The following is a 20,277-nucleotide window of genomic DNA, read 5'->3' as shown; positions in this document are numbered from 1 at the left end:
ATTTAAATAATTTACATGAGTAACCAAAGATCAGATGGAATTACGATGGAAAGTTAGAAAATTAATTTTAAAAGAGCCTTTTCATATTGCGTATGGGCAATTTGACTATCGGAATGCACTTCTTGTGGAACTTTCGGAGCAGGACGTCGTGGGATTTGGGGAATGTGTCGAAATTACTTATTACGGCATCGTCCTCTCTGATTTTGAAAAAGAATTGAGTCGAATCAGACGTTTAGTAAAACAAGTCTCTATGGTGACTCCGCAGGAGTTTTATTTGCTTTTAAAGAAGTGGGCTCAAAATTCCTTTTTACGTAGCGCTCTGGATTGTGCCTATTGGGATTTGTATGGAAAATTAGAGGGCAAATCTTTTGGTGAACTAAATTCGATTGTAGGTCCCCTCCCCATTTCCTCTTTAACCCTTAGTGGAGGAAGTTCGTGGGAGCAGGTGCAAAAGATTAAGAGCTCAGAGTGGAGTTTCTTTAAAGTAAAGTTTGTGGAATGGAATCCCTTACAATTGGTAGCTCTGTTAGAGGCAGGAAAAAAGATTGCCATTGATGCAAACACTAGTTTTGGACCTGAGGATTGCAAGCGGCTAGAGGCAAGTTTGAACGTTGAAAAACTAGTATATGTAGAGCAGCCCTTAAAAGTGGGCGATTATAAGGTTTTATCACGCAATTCAAAAGTGAACTGGATGGGCGATGAAGATTTTCAATCGATGGATCAATTGGCGGATTTGCAGCCCCATTATCCATCCTTAAATCTTAAGCTTATGAAATGCGGTGGTCTAACCCCGGCGCTTGAGGTGGTCAAAAAAGCAAAAGAGTACGGGTTTCGGGTGATGATTGGGTGCATGACAGAGTCCTCAGTAGGAATTTCCGCAGGGATTGCCTTGGCGCCCCTTTGTGATTATGCGGATCTTGATGGGGCCGAATTAATCGCAAATGATGATGCGGTTGGGAGTAAGGTTTATCAAGGTGAATTGCAATTAGAGAGATCGCCAGGACTAGGCATTCAAATGAAAACTTAATAAGGAAGAAAAGATGAACGAGATATCGGTACAGGAGTATTTAAAGGGTATTCGAGAGGGAGACAAAAGAATTTTGGCCAAGGCTATCACTTTGGTGGAGAGCAAGAAGCCAGAGCATCGAGCGAAGGCCGAAGACCTGTTAAGGGAAATCATGCCGTACACTGGGAATGCCATTCGAGTAGGCGTTACGGGGGTTCCAGGCGTTGGGAAATCCACCTTCATCGAAAGTTTTGGGCTTCTGGCGATAGAAAAAGGCAAGAAAGTGGCAGTCCTTGCGATCGACCCAAGTTCCACACTTAACAAAGGATCTATATTAGGAGATAAAACCAGGATGGAGGAGTTAAGCAAATCCGCCATGGCCTTTATCCGTCCTTCTCCTAGCTCTGGATTTTTGGGCGGCGTAGCAAACACTACTTTTGAAACAATGCTTTTATGTGAAGCAGCTGGATACGACTATATATTGATTGAAACTGTGGGCGTGGGACAAAGCGAGGTGATGGTTTCTGAACTTAGCGATGTCTTTTTGTTTTTGAAAATTACCGGAGGTGGAGATGAACTGCAGGGGATCAAACGAGGCATTATGGAAATGGTCGATCTCATTTTTATCAACAAAGTGGAAAACGAAAATTTAGCCCTCGCCAAACAGACCAAACAGGAACTCTTGCGTGCACTTTATTTTATGCCGGAAAAAGAGCCCAATTGGAAGGTCCCAGTTCTTTTAGGGTCAGCGCTTGAAAAACAAGGACTTGATAAAGTGTTTAGTTCAATTGAAAAGTTCATTGATCAAAAGAAACAATCGGATCGCTTTGTTCAATGCAGGCAAGAGCAGGCAGAAAAAAGGTTTTTCTATTGGGTGAAACACTACCTTCTAGAACGTACAGAAGCGGATGCCTATTTATCTGAAAATTACGCGCGGCACAAACAAAACGCATCCGAACTTAAGTCTACACCCAGTTCCGAAGCAAAAAGTTTTGTGAACTTACTCTTTAAATCTAATTCTTAGTTTCGTTTTTCATTAAGTACCCATCGTACGAAATAAGTTGACGATCGTTTGCTTCAATGGTTAGGTAGGCACGGCCGTTTGGATACACTTGCAAGACCATTCTTTGAACATGAGTCACATCCTGTGGGCGAAGAGTAATTACATTCACATTGCGTTTTCCAACAGATTCTTGGTAGTTGAATTTCTCGGAAGTAAATCGATAGCTTTGTTTGTCAGGATCGGTTGTAGGCGTGTACATGCGTCCAAAATAAGGAAGAGTCGAGGTAATCTTTTCTTTAGTCACTTCCACTGTATACCCATAATCAAGGTCTAATAATCGAGAGCTCCCCTGCACGGATCCACTCATTACCCTTGAAATGTCATTAGTAGAAGGCACCGCTCTTTTTGCCATAAAGGTGAATTCTTTAGAGTTTAGCAAATTATCAAGTGTTGTTTTATCAAGGTAATCTTGAGAGCTACAAGATTGGAGGATTGCCAATGCGAAGACAACCGATAGGAGTATGTATTTTTTCATTTTTCAATATTTTATAGGTTTCTTACAAAATTCATGCTCAAAGGCTACTAAAGGTACATTATTTTTCACAATTGGAACAAATATTGTAACCACGATATTTAATAACACTTAAAACTATGAAATTAATACAAGTATTTACAGTGGGCGCTGCATCTCTTTTGATGATTGCCTGTACTACGAACCCCCTCACGGGACGTCAGTCCGTACAATTAGTGAGTGACGCAGAAATTGCCAGTATGGCGGTTCAACAATACCAGGAAGTTTTGTCAAAATCCAAGGTAGTCAAAGGAACTACAGCGGCTAACCAAGTGAAGAATGTAGGTCTTCGGCTCCAAAATGCAGCCAAGAACTATTATAATTCCATTGGGCGTTCGCAAGATTTAACGTCTTTTAATTGGGAGTATAATTTGATTCAAGATGCATCTGCAAACGCATGGTGTATGCCCGGAGGAAAAGTGGCCGTTTACAGTGGGATTTTACCCATTACGCAGAATGAAACCGGTTTAGCGGTGGTATTAGGCCATGAAATATCCCACGCTTTGGCGGGTCACGGCAATGAGAGAATATCTCAAGCCATGATAGCGCAGTATGGCGGACAGATTCTTGGTGGTACCATTTCTAACGGACAACTTGGGCAAGTTTTGGGCTCTATTTACTCCGTAGGAGGTCAAGTAGCCTTACTTAAGTACGGGAGAAAACAAGAATTGGAAGCGGATGAAATGGGACTTTACCTTATGTCAATGGCAGGATACGACCCAAGAGGAGCTACACCTTTCTGGAACCGTATGGAGTCGATGACCACAAGTGGCAACAGACCTCCAGAATTCCTCTCTACTCACCCGAGTCCGGAGAATAGAAAATCGCAAATCGCGGCACATTTACCAAAAGCCCTCGAATATTATAAGAATGCAGGTGGTAAAATTTAAATCCATCTAATTAGAAACCTAAACCTCTTCAAAATTTTACTAAATTTGAAGAGGTTTTAATTTATATACTATGAAAAGTCTAAGTCTCGTCGGTGTCATACTTTTAGTAATCGCCACATTTTTATTTTATCTAACCACTGATTTTGCGGTGGAACAAATCAAACTTTCCCATATTATGGGAATTATGGCTGGGATTGGGCTCGGACTGATTTTCGGTGGAATGGTGGGCTATGTGAGCAAAGGAACGGCGCTAAAACAAGAACAGAAACGCCGCGAATTTAAACAACTGCAGAAAGAGAAATTAGAACTCGAACGCAAAGCACAAGAGCTTGCAAAAGAAAAAGAATTGCAGCAAAAAGTAGTGGAGCAAAAAGAAACTCCGAATGAAAATATAAATCCCCCGAATTACTATTAATTCAGGGGATTTAAATAGAGGTTCTTTGCTTCTTAGAATGCGTAACCAAGTCCTACCATAAATAAGCTTGGACGGTTGTCATAACGGACTGTGTAGCTTTCACCCGCAACGTTGTTGTTAATGAACTCACGCTGATCTTCGTTGAATGCACCTTCGTATTTTGCATTAATCAGTAGTTTACTCACTTTCACTTGCGCTCCAAATTGATACCCTACGGTAAAGTTTGATTCTGCATTTTCTTTAAAATCATTGTATTGGTTGTCTGTGCTAAGGTTGTAACTTGCTACAGGACCTGCGAATACACCTAGTTGATCTCCTAGTACATTTAACCCTACAAGAACCGGCAAATCCACACGATTGCTTTTAGCTTCAATGGTGGTATTGGTAGTTGGATCGGTGAATTCATTTTTGAACGTGGTGTAATAAAGCTCAGGCATAATAAACAGAGCCGTAGGCAAATCAATTTTTGCAGACAGTCCTACATTGAATCCTGTGTTATTCTTACCACTCGAATTGTATGCGTCGGTGGCAGAGTTTGAAATGTTTTCCCACGTTGGCTTGCCCGTTGGAAATAATAAATTGGCTTTAGCTGCAAGAGAGACTTGAGCAGAAAGCGTCACGGATAGACCGATTAAAGCGGCACTGACTAATTTCTTCATTGTTGTTCAGGTTTCGTTATTTGATTTTCGATTGAGGTTTTGTTGGTACTCAAAAAGTATTCTCTTAATTCCTTAAAGAGTTCAGAGGAGTAAACAAAATCAATTAGGTTTTTATTCCCTGCAGTGATCACATTGTTTTTATCACCCTCCCATTCCAAAATTCCTTCCCTTAGGTATACAATTTTCTCGCCAATAGTCATTACGGAATTCATATCGTGCGTATTTATGATGGTTGTCGTATTGTATTCCTTCGTGATTTCAAGAATCAAATCATCGATAACATTCGAAGTATAAGGGTCTAGCCCTGAATTGGGCTCGTCGCAAAATAAGTACTTTGGATTGTTGACAATAGCCCGTGCAATGGCCACCCTTTTTTGCATCCCTCCGGAAATTTCTGCAGGATATTTTCGCTGTGCGTTGTCTAGACGCACGAGTCCCATGACCTGAAAAGCTCTTCTTTTTTTCTCGCGGAAGGTTAAGTTTGTAAACATATCGAGTGGAAAGGTAATGTTTTGCTCCACCGTTAAGGAGTCAAACAGAGCGCTTCCCTGAAACAGAGTTCCAATTTCAGAGCGTAGGGTTTGTTTTTCGTCTCGCCCCATTTTCATAATGTCTCTCCCATCGAATAAGATCGTTCCGCTCGTAGGTTCATGAACATTGAGTAGCGACTTTAAAAAGACGGTTTTACCTGAACCACTTTGCCCTATGATTAAATTGACCTTTCCTGTATCAAAAGTAGTCGTGATACCTTTAAGTACCTCCGTACCGTCAAAGCGTTTCTTTAAGTTTTTAACCTCTATCATTAGCTTAAGATCATTTGGGTTAATATAAGCTCCGAGATGATAATAAAGACCATAGTCCAAACTACCGCCTGCGTACTTGCACGACCCACTTCCAAGGAACCTCCTTTTACATTGTATCCAAAATAGGCAGGCACTGTGGCTATAATAAATGCAAACACTATAGTTTTGGTGAAGGCATAATAATAAAAGAGAGTGGGCATATACATTTGGATTCCTGAGATATATTCTGCTGAAGTCCAGTTGTTTGTGAATTCACCTGCTAGATATCCTCCAAAGATACCCACGGTGATACTTAATGCAATAAGCAATGGGTTAAACAAAACGCAAGCAATTATTTTAGGAAGAATGAGAAAGTTCGCGGAATTAACCCCCATAATATCAAGGGCATCAATTTGTTCTGAGACTCTCATGGTTCCAATACTCGAGGCAATGTAGGATCCGACCTTTCCGGCAAGTACTAGGGCAATAATCGTTGGGGAGAATTCCAATACGAGAACCGCTTTTGTAGCATACCCCACAAAGCTTGCGGGAATTGGAAAGGACGAGGCGTTGAAGTTATTAAACATTTGTATCGCAACGACCGCGCCGACAAATATGGAGGTAAATACCACAAGACCAAAGGAGTTCACACCTAGGTCATGTATTTCTCGCATCAAAAGCCTCCAAAAGACGGCAGCTTTTTGGGGGCGGCGAATGCTTTTTCCCATAAGCATGAAATACTCGCCAAATGCGGTTAAAAACTTTTTAGTCATACTGCGAAAGTAATATTAATATTTTAATTATGCTCTACAACAGAGTAGAACCTTGTGCATGTCTTATCTAGGGAATATTTAAATATTTATGGGTCTGGACCGAGGCTTGCCACTGTGGGTTTTCCAAAATAAAGTCCGTTATTTTTGGATACATTTCCTCGCGTTTTCCCCATTCGCTTTGCAAATAAAGTCGGCAAATATCGGATACTTTTTCAGCCTGGCTTTGGGCAAACTTGAAATCATTTTGATTAAAAACGATCATCTTTAGTTCGCTTGCCTTTTGATAAATTTCCTCTAAGGGAAGACCTGTTTTTTTCGGTGAAAGCGTAATCCAATCGATCGTCCCACTTAGGGGATAGGCCCCAGAGGTTTCAATATGAACGGTACATCCTCGCTCTTTTAATTTTGCCGTTAAAAGATCAAGATTCCACATAAGGGGCTCTCCACCTGTTAAAACGATTGTTTTGCAGTGGTTTGCCGCCGTTTCTGCCACCTGTTCTACGTCGAGCAAGGGATGGATTTTCGGGTCCCAGCTTTCTTTCACGTCGCACCAATGGCACCCTACGTCACATCCTCCAAGACGGATAAAGTAAGCCGCCTTTCCTGTATGGGCACCCTCTCCTTGGATGGTGTAAAAATGCTCCATGACAGGGAGCATTTTACCCTCTTTTAGTAATTGTTCCTGATCGTCTATCATTTTGTATTGAAATATGGAAACCCATTTCCACTATATTATTTATCTAGTTCTTAGCCTCTACGTTTGTAGGCTAGCAAAGTGTTTTTCATCAGCATAGCTCGAGTCATGGGCCCAACGCCTCCTGGAACCGGTGTAATCCAGCTCGCCTTTTCTTTGCATCCTTCGTAATCTACGTCTCCTTCTAAATGAAATCCACGTTCTCCTGTATCTTCCACGCGCGTGATTCCGACATCAATAATCACAACCCCTTCCTTCACCATATCTTTTTTCAAGTATTTCGGAGCGCCAAGGGCAACCACAATAAGGTCTGCTTTGCGAGTGTATTCTTCTATGTTTTGGGTATGGCTATGTACAACCGTCACGGTTGCATCGCCAGGATCCCCTTTGCTGCTTAATAGAATGCTCATGGGACGACCAACAATTCGACTTCTTCCAATGACCACACAATTTTTTCCTTTTGTACTTACATTGTAACGCTCTAGTAAAGTCATGATCCCGTAGGGGGTTGCGGGTAAGAATGCCTCCATTTCTAGGGCCATTCTACCAAAGTTTTCCGGATGAAAGCCGTCTACATCTTTTGTGGGATCAATCGCATTAATGATAAGTTCTTGATCAATTCCTTTTGGCAAAGGAAGTTGTACGATAAACCCATCGATCGCAGGATCTTGGTTTAGCTTTTCAATTTCTGCAAGTAGTTCGGACTCAGTCACTGTGTCCGAGAGGCGAATTAAAGTGGACTCGAACCCTACCTCTTTACAGTCTTTCACTTTGCTATTTACATATGCTTTGCTTGCGCCATTCTCGCCCACAAGGATTGCTGCTAAATGCGGAGCACGGAGCTCCTGAGCTAAAATTTTATCTACCTCTACTTTGATTTCGCTTTTGATGTCTTTCGAAACTTTGAGTCCGTCTAGTATTTGAGCCATAATTCTGATTTTTGCAAAAAGATGTTTTATTGATTGTTTGCTTTGTAGTAATTAAGTAATCCGTTCGTGGAACTGTCAAGTCTAGTGGTCTTCTCCTTGCTCTGTAGTTCAGGAAGAATTCCTTTGGCAAGAACTTTCCCAAGTTCAACGCCAAACTGGTCAAAGCTAAACACATTCCAAATCACCCCTTGTACGAAGATTTTATGTTCATACAATGCAATTAGTTCGCCTAGAGTGAAAGGGGTTAGTTCCTTGAACAAAAGTGAGTTGGTGGGAATGTTTCCTTTAAATACTTTGAAATTTGCGAGGCTTTCAATTTGTTTTTCCTCTTGGCCGCTTTGTCGAAGTTCGGTTTCCACTTCCTCTTTTGTCTTACCAAAAGCCAAAGCTTGGGTCTGTGCAAAGTAATTTGCCATCAATTTAGGTTGATGATCGGAAACTGAGTTTAAAGACTCCACATAGCCAATGAAATCTGAAGGGATAAGTTCCGTGCCTTGATGGATTAATTGATAAAAGGCGTGTTGTCCATTGGTGCCGGGTTCGCCCCAAATAATGGGCCCCGTTTCATAGTCGACAAAATTGCCATTTCGATCCACACTTTTTCCATTGCTTTCCATGTCGCCTTGTTGTAAGTAGGCTGCAAAGCGATCTAAATATTGGGAATAAGGAAGAATCGCATACGATGATGCGTCGTAAAAATTGCGATACCAAATTCCTAGTAGCCCCATCAGAACAGGGACATTCTGATCTAAAGGTGCCGTTTTGAAGTGAGTGTCAGTTTTGTTGGCCCCTTTTAAAAGAGATTCAAAATTTTCATACCCTACAGCAAGTACAATGCTCAGTCCAATGGCGCTCCAAAGAGAATAACGACCTCCAACCCAATCCCAGAATTCAAAGATTGAATCTGCAGAGATTCCAAATTCTTGAACCGCTTTTGTATTGGTCGATAAAGCGACAAAATGCTTCGCAACATCACTTGTGGTCGCACCACTTTCTAGTAGCCATTGTTTTGCAGACTCTGCATTGGTCATGGTTTCTTGCGTCGTAAAGGTTTTTGAAGCGACAATAAACAAGGTCGTTTCTGGGTCTAAAGGTTTTAGTACTTCCGCAATGTGATTGCCATCCACGTTCGAAACAAAATGGATATTTAATCTCGTTTTGTAGTGTTTTAGTGCCGATACCACCATGACAGGCCCTAAATCGGATCCTCCGATGCCGATATTTACAACGTCCGTAATGGGTTGATGGGTATACCCTTTATGGTTCCCTGAAATTACATTTTCAGAAAACGATTTCATTTGGTCTAGAACCTTTTGGATTTGCGGTTTTATGTTCTGCTCGTCCACCAAAATAGGATCCGAAGAAAAATCTCGAAGGGCGGTATGAAGAACGGCTCGGTTCTCAGTCTCGTTGATTTTTTCTCCTGAAAACATTGCTTGAATGGACTTTTCTAAGTCGCATTCATTCGCTAATTGTAGAAGTAAATCTTTGGTTTTTTGGTCAATTAAATTCTTCGAGTAATCAAAGAGGAAATGATCGCTTGCAACAGAGAATGTCTCGAAACGAGTACTGTCTAAGGCAAACAAGGTGCGTAAATCAAAGTTTTGATCTGAAAAATGGGCTTGTAGGTCCTTCCATGCTTGGGTTTGAGAAGGGTTTATTTTTGAAAGCATATGGTACTTTGTTAGTTGAATTGTATTTGAGGTGGTAAAATTACGCAAATTATCACCTTTTGCCTAGATTTTACGAAGGTGATATTGTAAAATCACCCCCTTTCTTTTGTCATCATTCTAAGGGAGGCAAAGCCCAAGGTTCTGCGCCCTAAACTAAATTGCCAGTGCGTGAGGTCCTCACAGCAAAACAAAGTTTCTCCAAGGGCTTCTCGTACTGGCAAAATTATAAGACTTTTTCCTCTAGATAATGGCAATATCGATCACCTCGCTCATTTTCGTCACGTAATGGATTTTAAGATTTTTGAGGTAGTCTTTTTTGATTTCATCCACGTCTTTTCGGTTGGCCTCGCAAAGTATGACTTCCCGAATTCCAGCGCGGTTCGCGGCAAGAAGTTTCTCCTTGATTCCACCCACAGGGAGTACTTTTCCTCTCAGTGTGATCTCTCCGGTCATGGCCATGTGAGGTTTCACTTTCTTGTTTTTGAAACTCGAGACCATTGAGGTTAACATCGCGATCCCAGCGGAGGGTCCGTCTTTTGGAGTAGCTCCTTCAGGAACGTGCACGTGTATGTTAAACGAACTGACATCTTCGTCTTTTAGGCCTAATTCCAAATGCTTTGCTTTAATGTATTCCAAAGCTATGGTCGCCGATTCTTTCATTACATTTCCTAAATTTCCCGTCATGGTCAAATTTCCTTTCCCGGCACTTAAAAGACTTTCAATAAAGAGAATATCTCCCCCGACACTGGTCCAAGCTAGCCCCGTGACAACTCCAGGAACTCCAGAGATTTCAGAAGCCGTTTTCTCCCTAGGTACACCCAGGATTTGATCAATTTGCTTCAAGGTTAATTTAGGCTCATATTCATTTTCCATGGCAATTTGCAAGGCAACCCAGCGTGCAATGGAAGCAATTCTTTTCTCTAATGTTCTTACTCCCGATTCAGAGGTGTGACTGTCAATTATATGCTTAAGCTCCCTGTTCCCTAGTCTAAAGGCCTTGGAATCCAGTCCTGAATTTTCTTGTTGCTTTTGGATAAGGTGTCTTTTGGCGATTTCTATCTTTTCTTCGGTTGTATATCCCGTGATTTCAATGATTTCCATCCGGTCTAACAAAGGAGATTGTATAGTGGAAAGCGTATTGGAAGTGGCGATAAACATCACTTTTGAAAGGTCGTATCCATATTCTAAGTAATTGTCATAGAAACTATGGTTTTGCTCTGGATCTAAAACCTCTAACAAGGCAGAACTTGGATCGCCTTGCACGCCTTGTCCTATCTTATCAATTTCGTCAAGGACGACCACAGGATTAGAGGTACCTGATTTTTTGATTGATTGTAAGATTCTCCCCGCCATTGCACCAATGTAGGTCTTACGGTGTCCCCGAATTTCACTTTCGTCATGTAAACCCCCAAGTGAGACACGTACATAGTTTCTTCCGAGCGCATTCGCGATGGATCTTCCTAAAGAGGTTTTTCCCACTCCTGGAGGACCTGTAAGACAAAGGATTGGCGACTTCATATTGTCCTTTAATTTGAGAACTGCCATGTGCTCAAGGATTCTTTTTTTGATGTCTTCAAGACCAAAATGATCCCGGTCTAAAATTCGTTGCGCTTTTTTTATTTCAACCGAATCTTTTGAAAACGTATTCCATGGTAGATCGGTGAAAAAGTCTAAATAGTTGCGCTGTACATTGTAGTCTGGCGAATTGGGATGTTGACGGGACAAGCGATTAAGTTCTTTTTCAAAATGTTCCTCCACTTTTGAGTCCCAAGATAGTTTGCTTGCTTTTTCACGTAATTCCTCTGCATCGCTTTCTGCGCCGCCACCCAGTTCTTCTTGAATGGTGCGTATCTGCTGGTTTAAATAGTATTCTCTTTGTTGCTTGTCGAGGTCTTTGGAGGTTTTTTGATGGATTTGATTTCGAAGTTCCAATTTTCGAAATTCTTCATGCATATATGAATAGCAACGCTTTGCTCGTTTCATCAAACTTTTTTCCTCGAGAAGGCCCTGTTTGTTTTGCACACTGAAGTTACCATTTGTACAAATGAAATTCAATAGCTCTTCATGTTTCGTTAAATTGTTAATTGCAAAGTTGGCTGCATTCGGAATGTTCGGATCGAGCTGAATGATTTTGAGTGCAAGGGCTTTAATGTTGTCTAGAAGTGCTTCGTACTTATGACTATCTCTACTGGACGACTCATTCAGCTGTTCAATGTTCGCTGTCATGTAGGGCGTCTGTTGAACGTAATTTTTTATTTTAAAGCGAAGCATCCCTTTGGTGATCGCCGTAATATTTCCTTCGGGCAAAGTGATAATCTTGACGATTTTAGCAAGGGTTCCAATTTGATACAAATCAGAAGTTTCAGGATTCTCTAAATTGCTATTTTTTTGACTAATAATCCCAATAATGGTCCCGTTTTTTTGAGCGTCTTCTAGGAGTTTCTTGCTTTGTTCTCGTCCTGCTGTAATCGGGATGATCACCTGGGGAAACATCACGAGGTTTCTGACAGGAAGAATAGGGTATAGTTTCTGGGTGTCTAGTTGAGTTTTATCCTCGAAATCGATCATACTTAAGTCCTGTGCGAAAACAGTAAAATCATCCTCCAATAGTCCTTCTAAATTCATGTCTTCAAATTCGATCATAATATTATTGTAAATGACAAATTGTCATTGTTATTGCATTGTGCCGTAGCGGGGAAACCAAGGTTTGTCAGAAAACCGCTCGTGCATAGGTTTTAAAGAAGGACTGCTCAATTCTTATGCCATTAGTATGTCTAGGCGGATTGTAGACATATTTTCCAATTTTTCTAAATTCTCGGTATTTCGCGCAAAAACAAAGTGGAAATATTTTTTTTCTAATAGGTTAAAAATGTGTATTTTCGCACACTGATTAAAAAGTTTATATAGAATGGCAGTTTTAGGAGAAATTAGAAAAAGATCTTGGTTAATGATTGGGGTAATTGCACTTGCGCTTTTTGCGTTCTTAGTGACTCCAGATAGTATCGATCAAGTGTTCGGCAAGAATCCTAATATATTAGGACAAGTCAATGGCGACAAAATCACTAGAGACGAATACAATGACCAACTTTTACTACTTCAGCAGCAGGCGCAACAACAAGGGCAGCCTAGCACAGGACTCGAAGAGCAAGCGTGGCAAATGTTGGTTCAATCCAAATTGATCAAGCAGCAATTTGACAAGCTGGGGCTGGAGTTGAATGACGATTACTTCTGGAGCCAACTGAAATACGACCCTATGTTCGCACAAGTCCCTGACTACTTTGACGAAAAGGGGAACTTCAAATTACAAGAAGTTAAGCAGTATTATGAAGGACTCGAAGCGGCAGGACAAATTCAAGAACACAACCAGTGGCTAAAAATCAGACGCGGAGTTGAATACCGTATGATGGCTAGACAGTTGTTTGCGAATGTATCTTCCGGAATCACAGCGAGCAAAAAAGAAGTCGGTGAGATGATTTCTCAAAGAGATAAAGTGGCAGACATTGACTATGTTCAGATCGATTACGCAACGTATCTTCAAAAAAATCCAATTAAAGTTAGCACCCAAGATTTAGCAAACTACATCAAAGAGAGACCTAATACTTACAAATCTGAAGCAAGTCGCAACATTGGAGTCGTGTATTTCCCAGCGAAACCTACACTTCAGGACGACACGAAAGTGAAAGATGAAATTGAAAAGTTACTTAACAAAGGAACGGACGCTTCGGGCGGAACTGAAAACTTCATTAATACAACGCAGGACTCTATGTTCGTTATGCTGAATTCAGACTTGCCGTTCAATCCTACCTATTTCTCTAAAGAGCAATTACCACCAAGTATTTCGGATAAAGTTGCAAGTGCAGCCATTGGTCAAACCTTTGGACCGTACAAAGAGCAAAACCTTTATGTGGTTTCAAAATTACTAGATAAGAAAACTTCAGATTCTACCTTGTCTCGTCACATTCTAATCGCACACAGTGCGAGTCCAGCGGCGCAAGGAGTCAAAAGAACCAAAGAAGAGGCAAAGAAACTAGCGGATTCGATTGGTGCGATTGTACAAGCAAACCCAGGCAAATTTGCTGAGTTTGTGAATTTATCCGACGACCCAGGTTCTGCTGCGCAAGGGGGAAGTTTAGGATGGACTACACCGAACACTCCATTTGTTCCTGAATTCCAAGCGTATTTAGGCAGTCATGCAAAAGGTGCAACAGGCGTTGTCGAAACGCAATTTGGCTATCATATTATAAATATTCAAGATAAGAAAACAGGGGCGATGGGCTACAAGGTTGCTAACCTTGTGAAAACAATTAAGCCTTCTGAAGAAACGGAAAACGCAGTGGATAGAGACGCAAGACGCTTTATTCAACAAGTTCAAGGGAAATCTTTCAACGATTTTGCTAACCTAGCAAAGAAATCTAAGTTTGAATTTACGAATCCTAAAATGGTGAAACGTTTTGACGGACATGTTCAAGGATTAGGTACGGACAAAGATGAGGAAGTGATCTCTTGGGCATTTAACAAGAAAAGAGAGAAAGGAGAAACTGAGTATTTTGTTGTGGAGGGAACGGGAGATCGTATTGTGGCTTATTATAACGGGAAACAAGACCAAGGTCTAGCAGATCCTGAAACGGTAAGAGATCAGATTGAACCGATCGTGAAAAACCAATTGGCTGCGAAGCAAATTATGGACAAAATCAAATCTGGTAACGTCACAGGTCTTGATCAAGCGGCCAAATTATTTGGAGCAACCAAAGCTTCTGCTAGCGTGAACCTTTTGAACCCTGTCGTGGGAATGGCAATGGAGCCTAGAGTTGCAGGAGCTGCATTCGGCGTTCAAAAAGGCAAATTGTCACAACCAGTAGAAGGAATCAGCGGTGTCTACCTAGTGGTGAAAAAATCGGAAACCATTAACAAACAACCAGGAGACGAGAAACAAATCGCCGAGGCTATTGCAGGTCAAAATGCGCAGATGTTCGGTCAACTCTTCATGAAGAGTTTAGTAGACAATGCAGACATTGACGATTATAGAATTGAGGTTTGGGATAAAACAGGCAAATAACAAATCCTTTTGTAGATCATAGAAAAAGCGGCAAGTAATGCCGCTTTTTTGGCTTTTCAATCCGCAATAAATCGAGTTTTTTTAATTTAAAATATCCTATATTTGTCACTCAAAATTTGAACTTGTGAAATTTTCTAAAGAATTAAAAGCAGGCTTAATTGCTGCTTTAGCAATCATAGGATTTGTAGTATTATTTCAGTTTATGAAAGGCAAAAGTCTTTTCGTGTCTGATAACGTTTTCTATGCGAAATACGATAACGTGGAAGGGCTTGAACCTTCCTCGCATGTCTCTATTAATGGACTTAAAGTTGGACAGGTGGATGAAATTGTTCCAGTGACTGGAAAAGATGGAAAACTTCATTTTGTCTTGAAAGTAATTGTGGACGATCAATTTAAATTTTCAAAAAACTCCACACTCGAGATCTTTGAACCTGGACTAATGTCTGGAAAGCAAGTTCGAGTGAATCTGGAGTACGGAGGAGAAGAGGCGAAGACAGGCGATACTTTAAGTGGAGGATATAAAGACTCTATGATGAACAGTATTTCCTCTCAAGTAGGGCCCGTGAAAGATCAATTGCAAACCGTCTTAAAAAGAGTGGATTCTCTAATGATAAATGCCAATTTAATGACTGGCGCGGAAAACCAGGCAGAAATTAAAGCTCTTCTTATTAATTTGAATCGTACGGTAGCGGCTTTTGAAAGGACTTCTGCGCAAGCGAATCAATTGCTTACCAACAACGATCCAAGAATCCAAAAGATTTTAGACAATGCAAATCTAGCGACCTTGAGTGCTCGCGATGCGATCGATCATTATGGGAATATTGCAGAGCAAATCGACACGGATAAGCTCAACAGTACCGTCGATGCGCTTAACAAAACGACCTCGCAGTTAAATAATGTTATTACTGGAATACAAAATGGTGAAGGTTCTCTTGGTAAATTGACAAAAGATGAGGAACTTTATCAAAATTTGAATAAAACAGCGGAAAACCTGAATGCTTTGGTGGAAGACATGAAAGCAAATCCGAAACGATATGTGAATTTTTCCGTATTTGGTAAAAACAGCAACTAAACCCCACGCCTATGATGTCGTATCTTGATAATATTCTATTTGGAATCTTACTTGTTTTAGGGATTGGACTTTTTGTTCGAAGTCTTCAAAAACTAGTGAGAAATATTAAACTCGGCAAAAAGGTGGATCGCTCGGATCGCCCAAAAGAGAGATGGGCATTAATGGCCAGGGTCGCTTTAGGGCAAAGCAAGATGGGTGCGCGTCCTGTGGCTGGAATCCTTCATATCCTTGTTTATGTGGGATTCGTGATTATCAATCTAGAGCTTATTGAAATTATTGTAGACGGTCTTTTTGGCACGCACCGATTTTTAGCCACTGTACTTGGCCTTTCTCTCTACGGAGTATTTACTGCAGTTTTAGAGGTCCTTGCCTTGCTTGTTTTGATTGCCGTAGTCGTCTTTTTTATTCGTAGAAATTTCTATGGCGTTCGCCGCCTCACCATGAAAGAATTGTTTGGATGGCCCAAAAGCGATGCAAATTGGATTCTTGTCATTGAGTTTGCGCTCATGCTGGCCTTTTTTACCATGAACGGTGCAGATCTTCGTATCCGAGAACTGAGCGGAGAACAAATTCTAGGGTATTTCCCTATTAGTGAAATGACGCTAAGCCCCCTGTTTAGTTCTTTAGGACTCTCCAGTGAAGCTCTTCATTTTGCAGAACGTGGAGCGTGGTGGTTCCATTTCGTAGGAGTGCTATTCTTTATGAACTATCTTTATTACTCTAAGCATTTGCATATTTTGTTTGCCTTTCCAAACACTTGGTTTGCTAAGCTCGAGCCGGTGGGAGAACTCAACAATTTGCCTGCCGTGACACGCGAGATTAAATTAATGATGGATCCCAATGCAGATCCCTATGCAGCTCAAGAGCCTAGTGCAGAGGCAGCGGAAGAAAAGTTTGGCGCTAGCGATGTGTTAGAACTCAATCAGGTGCAGCTGCTCAATGCGTATACATGTACAGAATGTGGACGATGCACAGACGTGTGTCCTGCCAATTTAACGGGCAAGAAACTTTCTCCGAGAAAGATCATGATGGATACAAGAGATAGGCTGGAAGAGGTCGGTAAAAATGTGGAGAAGAATGGCACATTTGTAGCGGACGGTAAAAAACTATTAGACGATTATATCACTCGAGAAGAATTGCGAGCATGTACTACGTGCAATGCTTGTGTACAAGCCTGTCCTGTTCTCATCGATCCTTTGTCCATTATTATTGATTTAAGACGATTTATGATCATGGAGGAATCTTCCGCTCCACAGGAATGGAATTTGATGATGGCCAATATCGAGAACAACGGTGCGCCTTGGCAGTACAATCAAGCAGACCGCTTAAACTGGGCGCAATAAACCGAGTGCTGCCTTTGTAAAGCGTGAGCTTTATGTAACAAAAACAAAAACTGAGTATGGATTTTAAAATAAAGACCATGGCCGAATACGCGGCCGAGGGAAAAGCGCCAGAGGTGCTCTTCTGGGTAGGTTGTGCAGGAAGTTTTGATGACCGAGCTAAGAAGATAACGCGTGCGTTTTGCAAAATACTAAATAAGATCAATGTAGAATTTGCCGTTTTAGGGCAAGAGGAAAGTTGTACAGGAGATCCTGCGAAAAGAGCAGGTAATGAATTCGTATTCCAGATGATGGCCATGACCAACATCGAGGTTTTGAATGCCTACGAAGTCAAAAAGATTGTGACCGCTTGCCCCCACTGTTTTAATACGATTAAGAATGAGTATCCAAGCTTGGGAGGACATTACGAAGTGATGCACCACACTCAATTTTTAAAGAATTTAATGAATGAGGGAAGGCTTAAAATTGAAGGGGGGCGATTCGAAGGAAAGAAAATTACCTTTCACGATCCTTGCTATTTAGGGAGAGCCAATGGAGAATATGAAGCTCCACGAGATCTCCTCTCTAAACTCGATGCAGAACTAGTGGAAATGAAGCGATGCAAGCAGAGCGGCCTTTGCTGTGGCGCTGGAGGAGGACAGATGTTTAAAGAGCCTGAAGCCGGGAAGAAAGACATCAATGTAGAGAGAACAGAGGAAGCATTGGAAGAAAAGCCGGATGTGATTGCCACAGGATGTCCGTTCTGCATGACCATGATGAGCGACGGTGTGAAGCATCTTAATAGTACTGTAGAGGTCAAAGATATTGCTGAGCTTTTAGCGGAGGCGGAAGACTTGTAAAGAAGGCAATAGTTTGTTTTTCACTAACTTTGCATAAATTAAAGAGATTAAAGAAATGAGAATAGAGGAATCTGAAGTCATTGAAACAAATGATTATCGAGTACTTATATATCCTGCTTCTAGACCTTTCTTACCAAAAGAAAGCAAACGGATTACGGAAAAGTTATATGATTTTTTAGGAACTTGGGCTGCCCACGGAAAACCACTATCGGCGTCATTTAAAATCGAAAAAAATCAGTTTCTTGTCATTGCTGTAGATGAGGAGAAAGAAATGGCCTCGGGATGTTCGATTGATACTTTAGGAGAGGCAATTCGGGAATTGGATCAGGAGTTTTCCCTTGGTTTTTTTGATCGAATGAAAGCCTCTTATGTCGACAACGGAGAAATTAAGACCCTGAAATTAGGCGAATTTAGATCCGGCCTGAAGGATGGAAGTATTTCGCACGAAATTGAAGTGTTTGACTTTTCAAAATCTAGTTACATTAGTTTTTTATCGGATTTTTTGCTTCCCCTTAGAAGAAGCTGGGCAGGAATCTACGTCGAATAGAGAGTACTTACGAGAATAATAGGGTTAAAGGCGAACGTCTTGATTCTAAAAATTAGTCCTTATTTATTATGAGGACTTTTTTTGGTCCTGATGGATGGAAAAGTGCACATTTGCGAATCAAGTTAATCCACTAGATATTTTCATAGCACTTAAAATAATGCTATTTTTGCTTAATGAACGTCAAAAAACACCTTTTTCTTCTCGTTTTCATACTTCTAGTGGCTTCTTGCCGTCAAGGAGAAGACGATGTACAAGCGATAGACCAAGTGCTTCGAATTTATGTACAAGACGAGGCGGGAAATGATTTGCTTGACAAGGAAGAAGAAACTTCTTTATTCAGTGTAAATTTAGTGGACTTGGATGCCAGTACGGCGAATGTACCCGTTAGCGTAATGAAGAAGAAGGACAGTCTGAAAGGGTATTATTATGAATACATTTCAGGGGCCGTACGCACACTAGAGTCGGAAGATGCCGAGGCTCAGTCTTATTATTCAACGTTGGGGATTCGCTTTCAAAATGAGCTCGATTCTGAAATAGACCAAGATACGCTTCGTTTCGATTATAGATTGACACCCAGACTCTTTTCTTTAGAGCAGGTTTGGCTCAATCAGGATCTTGTCTTTACAAGAGACGTGAATAAACAGAATGAACTTGTGATTAAAAGAGAGCTCACAATCACAAACTAGAATGGATTTAATAATATTATCACAATAAAAGGATGCTACAGATTAGTTTTATCAAAGAGAATAAAGCGCTCGTACTAGAGGGACTTAAAAAAAGAGGATTTAAGCAGTTGGATCTTGTGGAAACGGTGGTGAACTTGGACGATAAACGTAGAGCTGTTCAATTTGAGCTAGATGAGAATCTCGCGCAAAGCAGACGAATTTCAAATGAGATCGCGCAGTTTGTAAAAGAAGGGAATAAGGAGGGAATCCAAGAAGCTAAACAAAAAACTACAGCTTTTAAAGAAAAAAGTCAAGAGCTTAAAAAAGATTTAGAGTCTGTTGAGAAAGACCTTCTAGAAGGATTGTATTTGATTCCAAACATTCCCTACGAGAAAGTAAAGGCAGGTCTAACTCCAGAAGAGAATGAAGTAATCTTTCAAAGTGCAGAGGAGCAGTCGATGCCTAAAGAAGCACTTCCTCATTGGGAATTAGCAAAGAAGTACAACCTTATTGATTTTGAATTAGGAGTTAAGGTGGCAGGCGCTGGGTTTCCGGTCTATTTTGGGCAAGGAGCAAGGCTTCAACGCGCTCTGGTTCAATATTTTTTAGATAAGAATGTAGATGCAGGATACTTAGAAGTGAACCCACCTCATGTTGTGAATGAGGCCTCCGGATATGGAACTGGACAACTTCCCGATAAGGAAGGACAAATGTATTATATCGGAGCTGATGATTTATACCTGATTCCTACAGCGGAAGTTTCTGTTACCAACCTATATCGCGATGTGATCGTAGAGGAAAAGCAATTGCCTATCCTAAATACGGCGTTCTCTCAATGCTATCGTAGAGAAGCGGGTAGTTACGGATCTCATGTACGGGGACTGAATCGCCTTCATCAGTTCGAAAAAGTAGAATTAGTTAGAATTGAGCATCCTGAAAAGTCTTATGAGGCGTTAGAAGGAATGGTAGAGCATGTAAAATCGATTTTAGAAGATTTAGAGCTACCATACCGTATTCTTCGTCTTTGTGGGGGAGATATGGGCTTTACAGCGGCAATGACTTACGATTTTGAGGTTTGGAGTGCTGCTCAGGAGAAATGGTTAGAGGTGAGTTCGGTTTCGAATTTTGAAACCTTCCAAGCCAATCGTCTTAAATGCCGTTACAAATCAGGGGATTCTAAAGCGCAACTCGTGCATACGTTAAATGGTTCTGCGATGGCCTTACCTAGAATTATGGCGGCCTTGCTTGAAAACAACCAAACGGCCGAGGGAATTCGAATTCCAGAGAAGATTGCAAAATATACTCGCTTTGAATTCATAAAGTAAGTGGACTTGGCAAAAGGCCTATCGATTAAAAAAGCAAA

Annotated in this window: 19 protein-coding genes; 11 read left to right on the top strand and 8 right to left on the bottom strand. The window is 41.1% G+C overall.

The genetic code is table 11. The annotated features are described in order from the left end of the window. Positions 1-34: 34 nt before the first annotated feature. Both ACX3PU_RS00310 and meaB read left to right on the top strand, forming a co-directional pair. On the top strand, positions 35-1,027 hold the full coding sequence (locus ACX3PU_RS00310; protein WP_459082645.1) for an enolase C-terminal domain-like protein: 993 nt from the start codon (positions 35-37) through the stop codon (positions 1,025-1,027). Positions 1,028-1,040: 13 nt separating this feature from the next. Further along, the gene (meaB, locus tag ACX3PU_RS00305; protein ID WP_459082643.1) at positions 1,041-2,030 is read left to right on the top strand and encodes a methylmalonyl Co-A mutase-associated GTPase MeaB; all 990 of its coding nucleotides are present in this window, start codon (positions 1,041-1,043) and stop codon (positions 2,028-2,030) included. On the opposite strand, the gene ACX3PU_RS00300 is transcribed toward meaB, so the two are convergent. Next, the gene (locus ACX3PU_RS00300; protein WP_459082641.1) at positions 2,020-2,544 is read right to left on the bottom strand and encodes a DUF4251 domain-containing protein; all 525 of its coding nucleotides are present in this window, start codon (positions 2,542-2,544) and stop codon (positions 2,020-2,022) included. The two genes, meaB and ACX3PU_RS00300, sit on opposite strands and share 11 nt — an antisense overlap. Before the next feature lie 116 nt (positions 2,545-2,660). On the opposite strand from ACX3PU_RS00300, the gene ACX3PU_RS00295 reads away from it, so the two are divergent. Together ACX3PU_RS00295 and ACX3PU_RS00290 are read left to right on the top strand one after the other, a co-directional pair. After that, positions 2,661-3,470 carry a M48 family metallopeptidase gene (locus ACX3PU_RS00295; protein WP_459082639.1) on the top strand — a complete coding sequence of 270 codons (810 nt, stop codon included), beginning with the start codon at positions 2,661-2,663 and terminating at the stop codon, positions 3,468-3,470. Between the two features lie 70 nt (positions 3,471-3,540). Continuing rightward, the gene (locus ACX3PU_RS00290; RefSeq protein WP_459082637.1) at positions 3,541-3,885 is read left to right on the top strand and encodes a hypothetical protein; all 345 of its coding nucleotides are present in this window, start codon (positions 3,541-3,543) and stop codon (positions 3,883-3,885) included. A gap of 32 nt (positions 3,886-3,917) precedes the next feature. On the opposite strand, the gene ACX3PU_RS00285 is transcribed toward ACX3PU_RS00290, so the two are convergent. The 7 genes from ACX3PU_RS00285 to lon all read right to left on the bottom strand — a co-directional run bounded on the left by ACX3PU_RS00285 (position 3,918) and on the right by lon (position 12,038). Beyond that, on the bottom strand, positions 3,918-4,544 hold the full coding sequence (locus tag ACX3PU_RS00285) for an outer membrane beta-barrel protein (protein ID WP_459082635.1): 627 nt from the start codon (positions 4,542-4,544) through the stop codon (positions 3,918-3,920). Beyond that, positions 4,541-5,347, bottom strand: a complete 807-nt coding sequence (locus tag ACX3PU_RS00280; protein WP_459082633.1) for an ABC transporter ATP-binding protein — start codon at positions 5,345-5,347, stop codon at positions 4,541-4,543. The genes ACX3PU_RS00285 and ACX3PU_RS00280 overlap by 4 nt, the downstream gene beginning before the upstream one ends. Beyond that, positions 5,347-6,099, bottom strand: coding sequence for an MlaE family ABC transporter permease (locus ACX3PU_RS00275; RefSeq protein ID WP_459082631.1), 753 nt, complete (start codon positions 6,097-6,099; stop codon positions 5,347-5,349). The genes ACX3PU_RS00280 and ACX3PU_RS00275 overlap by 1 nt, the downstream gene beginning before the upstream one ends. Before the next feature lie 67 nt (positions 6,100-6,166). Next, positions 6,167-6,796, bottom strand: coding sequence for a 7-carboxy-7-deazaguanine synthase QueE (locus tag ACX3PU_RS00270; protein ID WP_459082629.1), 630 nt, complete (start codon positions 6,794-6,796; stop codon positions 6,167-6,169). A gap of 50 nt (positions 6,797-6,846) precedes the next feature. Beyond that, positions 6,847-7,722, bottom strand: coding sequence for a bifunctional 5,10-methylenetetrahydrofolate dehydrogenase/5,10-methenyltetrahydrofolate cyclohydrolase (locus tag ACX3PU_RS00265; RefSeq protein ID WP_459082627.1), 876 nt, complete (start codon positions 7,720-7,722; stop codon positions 6,847-6,849). Positions 7,723-7,748: 26 nt separating this feature from the next. After that, the gene (pgi, locus tag ACX3PU_RS00260) at positions 7,749-9,395 is read right to left on the bottom strand and encodes a glucose-6-phosphate isomerase (protein ID WP_459082625.1); all 1,647 of its coding nucleotides are present in this window, start codon (positions 9,393-9,395) and stop codon (positions 7,749-7,751) included. Positions 9,396-9,635: 240 nt separating this feature from the next. Next, positions 9,636-12,038 (bottom strand): endopeptidase La, encoded by a 2,403-nt coding sequence (lon, locus tag ACX3PU_RS00255; RefSeq protein ID WP_459082623.1) that lies wholly within the window; start codon positions 12,036-12,038, stop codon positions 9,636-9,638. Between the two features lie 265 nt (positions 12,039-12,303). Here lon and ACX3PU_RS00250 point away from each other — a divergent pair, with 265 nt between their 5' ends. The 7 genes from ACX3PU_RS00250 to serS all read left to right on the top strand — a co-directional run bounded on the left by ACX3PU_RS00250 (position 12,304) and on the right by serS (position 20,239). Next, entirely contained in the window at positions 12,304-14,451 is a 2,148-nt protein-coding gene (locus ACX3PU_RS00250; protein ID WP_459082621.1) for a peptidylprolyl isomerase, read from the top strand. Between the two features lie 124 nt (positions 14,452-14,575). Beyond that, positions 14,576-15,523 (top strand): MlaD family protein, encoded by a 948-nt coding sequence (locus ACX3PU_RS00245; RefSeq protein ID WP_459082619.1) that lies wholly within the window; start codon positions 14,576-14,578, stop codon positions 15,521-15,523. Between the two features lie 14 nt (positions 15,524-15,537). Beyond that, a complete protein-coding gene (locus tag ACX3PU_RS00240; protein ID WP_459083481.1) occupies positions 15,538-16,866 on the top strand; it encodes a 4Fe-4S dicluster domain-containing protein in 1,329 nt (442 codons plus the stop codon). Positions 16,867-16,922: 56 nt separating this feature from the next. Next, positions 16,923-17,702, top strand: coding sequence for a (Fe-S)-binding protein (locus ACX3PU_RS00235; RefSeq protein WP_459082617.1), 780 nt, complete (start codon positions 16,923-16,925; stop codon positions 17,700-17,702). Positions 17,703-17,757: 55 nt separating this feature from the next. Then, a complete protein-coding gene (locus ACX3PU_RS00230) occupies positions 17,758-18,249 on the top strand; it encodes a hypothetical protein (RefSeq protein ID WP_459082615.1) in 492 nt (163 codons plus the stop codon). A gap of 173 nt (positions 18,250-18,422) precedes the next feature. Continuing rightward, positions 18,423-18,935, top strand: a complete 513-nt coding sequence (locus ACX3PU_RS00225; RefSeq protein ID WP_459082613.1) for a hypothetical protein — start codon at positions 18,423-18,425, stop codon at positions 18,933-18,935. A gap of 32 nt (positions 18,936-18,967) precedes the next feature. Further along, complete coding sequence (gene serS / locus ACX3PU_RS00220) at positions 18,968-20,239, top strand: serine--tRNA ligase (protein ID WP_459082611.1); 1,272 nt, start codon at positions 18,968-18,970, stop codon at positions 20,237-20,239. The last annotated feature ends 38 nt before the right edge of the window (positions 20,240-20,277 follow it).

The sequence above is a fragment of the Chryseobacterium sp. A301 genome (genome assembly GCF_054489425.1).
The sequence above is the reverse complement of the archived record's forward strand: the minus strand, read 5'-3'. Positions and strand labels throughout refer to the sequence as shown.